The organism is Rhizobium sp. PDO1-076 (genome assembly GCF_000247475.1).
Lineage (GTDB): Bacteria > Pseudomonadota > Alphaproteobacteria > Rhizobiales > Rhizobiaceae > Allorhizobium.
The window spans coordinates 1-2,813 of sequence record NZ_AHZC01000197.1; the positions used below are offsets into that span (position 1 = coordinate 1).

At 57.4% G+C, this 2,813-nt stretch carries 5 protein-coding genes; all 5 read right to left on the minus strand.

Going from position 1 to position 2,813, the window contains the following annotated elements:
* On the minus strand, nucleotides 1-484 hold a 484-nt coding region (gene rplB, locus PDO_RS12090), incomplete at its 3' end, for a 50S ribosomal protein L2 (protein WP_009109902.1).
* Between the two features lie 17 nt (nucleotides 485-501).
* Nucleotides 502-795, minus strand: a complete 294-nt coding sequence (locus PDO_RS12095; RefSeq protein ID WP_009109905.1) for a 50S ribosomal protein L23 — start codon at nucleotides 793-795, stop codon at nucleotides 502-504.
* Entirely contained in the window at nucleotides 792-1,412 is a 621-nt protein-coding gene (gene rplD / locus PDO_RS12100) for a 50S ribosomal protein L4 (RefSeq protein ID WP_009109907.1), read from the minus strand. Before rplD ends, PDO_RS12095 begins: the two co-directional genes overlap by 4 nt.
* Before the next feature lie 13 nt (nucleotides 1,413-1,425).
* The gene (gene rplC, locus PDO_RS12105; RefSeq protein ID WP_009109909.1) at nucleotides 1,426-2,064 is read right to left on the minus strand and encodes a 50S ribosomal protein L3; all 639 of its coding nucleotides are present in this window, start codon (nucleotides 2,062-2,064) and stop codon (nucleotides 1,426-1,428) included.
* Nucleotides 2,065-2,240: 176 nt separating this feature from the next.
* The gene (gene rpsJ, locus PDO_RS12110) at nucleotides 2,241-2,549 is read right to left on the minus strand and encodes a 30S ribosomal protein S10 (RefSeq protein ID WP_009109911.1); all 309 of its coding nucleotides are present in this window, start codon (nucleotides 2,547-2,549) and stop codon (nucleotides 2,241-2,243) included.
* Nucleotides 2,550-2,813 lie beyond the last annotated feature (264 nt).

Below are 2,813 nucleotides of genomic sequence, written 5' to 3' on the forward strand. Positions count from 1 at the left end.
AGGTGCCTGCAGAGCGAGCAATCTGACCACCCTTGCCTGGCTTCATTTCGACGTTGTGCACGATCGAACCAACCGGGATCGACTGCAGCGGCATGGCGTTGCCAGGCTTGACGTCAACGGCCTTTTCAGACGCGATGACCTTGTCGCCGGCAGCGAGGCGCTGCGGAGCCAGGATGTAGGCCTGTTCGCCGTCGGTGTAGGTCACCAGGGCGATGAATGCCGTGCGGTTCGGGTCGTATTCCAGACGCTCAACCGTGCCTTCAACTTCAAACTTACGACGCTTGAAGTCGATCAGACGGTAGGTGCGCTTGTGACCGCCGCCGATGAAGCGAGCAGTGATACGGCCGAGGTTGTTACGACCGCCGCTCTTGGAGAGACCTTCGGTCAGAGCCTTTACCGGCTTGCCCTTGTGGAGGCCCGAGCGGTCGACGATGACCAGCTGGCGCTGGCTCGGCGTGATCGGGTTAAAGCTTTTCAATGCCATTGTTCTTGTTCCCTACCTCAGACGCCCGTCGACACGTCGATGGACTGACCTTCGGCAAGCGTGACGATCGCCTTCTTGACGTCCTTCTGCTTGCCGGCGAAGCCGCGGAAACGCTTGGTCTTGCCCTTGCGGAGCAGCGTATTGACGGCGGTAACCTTGACGCCAAAGAGCGCTTCGACAGCAGCCTTGATTTCCGGCTTGCTGGCACCCTTGGCGACGTTGAAGACGACCTGGTTGAATTCGGAAACCGTGGTCGACTTTTCGGTGATCGACGGAGACACGATCACATCGTAGTGGCGAAGATCAGTCATTTGAACCGCTCCTCCAGAGCTTCAACCGCAGCCTTGGACAGCACGAGCTTGCCACGACGCAGAATGTCATAAACGTTGATGCCTTGAACCGGCAGAACATCGATGTTCGGGATGTTTGCGGCAGCGAGCTTGAAGTTGCTGTCGATTTCGGCGCCGCCGATGACGAGAGCATTGGTGAGGCCGAGCAGCTCGAAGGTACCGACGAGCGCCTTGGTCTTTGCTTCAGCAGAGATCAGCTGATCGATGATGATCAGATCTTCCGACTTCAGCTTGGCCGAAAGCGCGTGACGCAGTGCAAGAGCACGAACCTTCTTCGGCAGGTCATGGGCATGGCTGCGAACAACCGGGCCATGTGCCTTACCACCGCCGCGGAACTGCGGAGCGCGAGCCGAATGGTGACGAGCACGACCGGTGCCCTTCTGCTTGTACATCTTGGCGCCGGTACGGGAAACTTCCGCACGGGTCTTCGTCTTGTGTGTACCCTGACGCTTGTTGGCAAGCTGCCAACGGATCATGCGAGCGATGATATCCTCGCGCGGGTCGAGGCCGAAAATGTCGTCCGACAGAGAAACCTTGCCGGCTTCCTTGCCCTCGAGGGTCTTGACGTTAAATTCCATGTCCTTGGCTCCCTTACTTCGCCGACTTGACGGCGTCGCGGACGATGATCCAGGAACCCTTGGAACCGGGAACGGCGCCCTTCACAAGGATAAGACCGCGATCTTCATCGGTCGAAACGACTTCGAGATTCTGGGTGGTGACGCGAGTCTGGCCCATGTGACCAGCCATGCGCTTGCCCTTCCAAACGCGACCCGGATCCTGGTTGGAACCAGTCGAGCCGTGCGAGCGGTGCGATACGGACACGCCGTGGGTCGCGCGCAGACCACCGAAGTTGTGGCGCTTCATAGCACCAGCAAAACCCTTACCGATGGTCGTGCCCGTGACGTCGACCAGCTGGCCGGCTTCAAAATGACCAGCCGTGAGCTGTGCGCCAACGTCAATCATGTTGTCTTCCGACACGCGGAATTCAACGAGCTTGGCCTTGGGCTCAACGCTTGCTGCGGCGAAATGGCCGCGCAGGCCCTTCGACGTATTCTTGACTTTGGAATTACCGGCACCGAGCTGAAGCGCTACGTAGCCGTTCTTTTCAACAGTGCGCTGAGCAACGACTTGTACGTTGTCCATACGCAGAACTGTTACCGGGATATGCTCGCCGGCGTCGTTGTAGACGCGCGTCATTCCCACTTTCTGTGCAATCACACCTGAACGCATTGGTTCATTCCTCTTGAGAGTCGCTTCGGGATCCTTGGAGAGATCCCTCGCCCGCCTCTTTGTTTAAGGATTCCACTCAAGCCCTTCCGAGCCATCGGGTTTCCCGTTTCGAGAAGTCGTTGGCAGGTCTTGCCACGTACCTTCCTTGTTATTTCGGCTCTCGCCGGAATTTCATCTTAGAGCTTGATCTCAACGTCGACGCCGGCAGCCAGGTCGAGCTTCATCAAAGCGTCAACTGTCTGTGGGGTAGGATCAACGATATCAAGCAGGCGCTTGTGAGTGCGCATCTCAAACTGTTCGCGGCTCTTCTTGTCGACGTGCGGCGAACGGTTAACAGTGAATTTTTCAATTCGGGTCGGGAGCGGTACCGGACCGCGGACGCTTGCACCTGTGCGCTTTGCCGTCTGCACGATTTCGCGCGTGGAGGCATCGAGAACCCGGTGATCAAACGCTTTAAGGCGGATGCGGATATTCTGGCCGTTCATTCGACTTGTCCTTGTTTTTACTTGCGTCCCGCATGCGCAGAGACAGTGAATTACCAATTACGGCCGGCCCCTAATTTTCAAAAATCACAGGGACACCGTGAGGGTGTCCCTGTCACTTATCGTCTGAGGTGCCCTGCCGCCCAAAACCCGTTTCCGAGTTTCGTGAATACAGCGCTAGAATCGCACGATGCAATCACCGTACGATTCTGATTGTGGTCGGCGACATACACCGTCGCCGACTATTCGTCAATCGATTACTCGATG

Excerpts from the sequence above, each read along its gene's own strand:
- PDO_RS12095 (WP_009109905.1), bottom strand. The coding sequence starts at position 795 with ATGACTGATCTTCGCCACTACGATGTGATCGTGTCTCCGTCGATCACC.
- rplD (WP_009109907.1), bottom strand. The coding sequence starts at position 1,412 with ATGGAATTTAACGTCAAGACCCTCGAGGGCAAGGAAGCCGGCAAGGTT.
- rplC (WP_009109909.1), bottom strand. The coding sequence starts at position 2,064 with ATGCGTTCAGGTGTGATTGCACAGAAAGTGGGAATGACGCGCGTCTAC.
- rpsJ (WP_009109911.1), bottom strand. The coding sequence starts at position 2,549 with ATGAACGGCCAGAATATCCGCATCCGCCTTAAAGCGTTTGATCACCGG.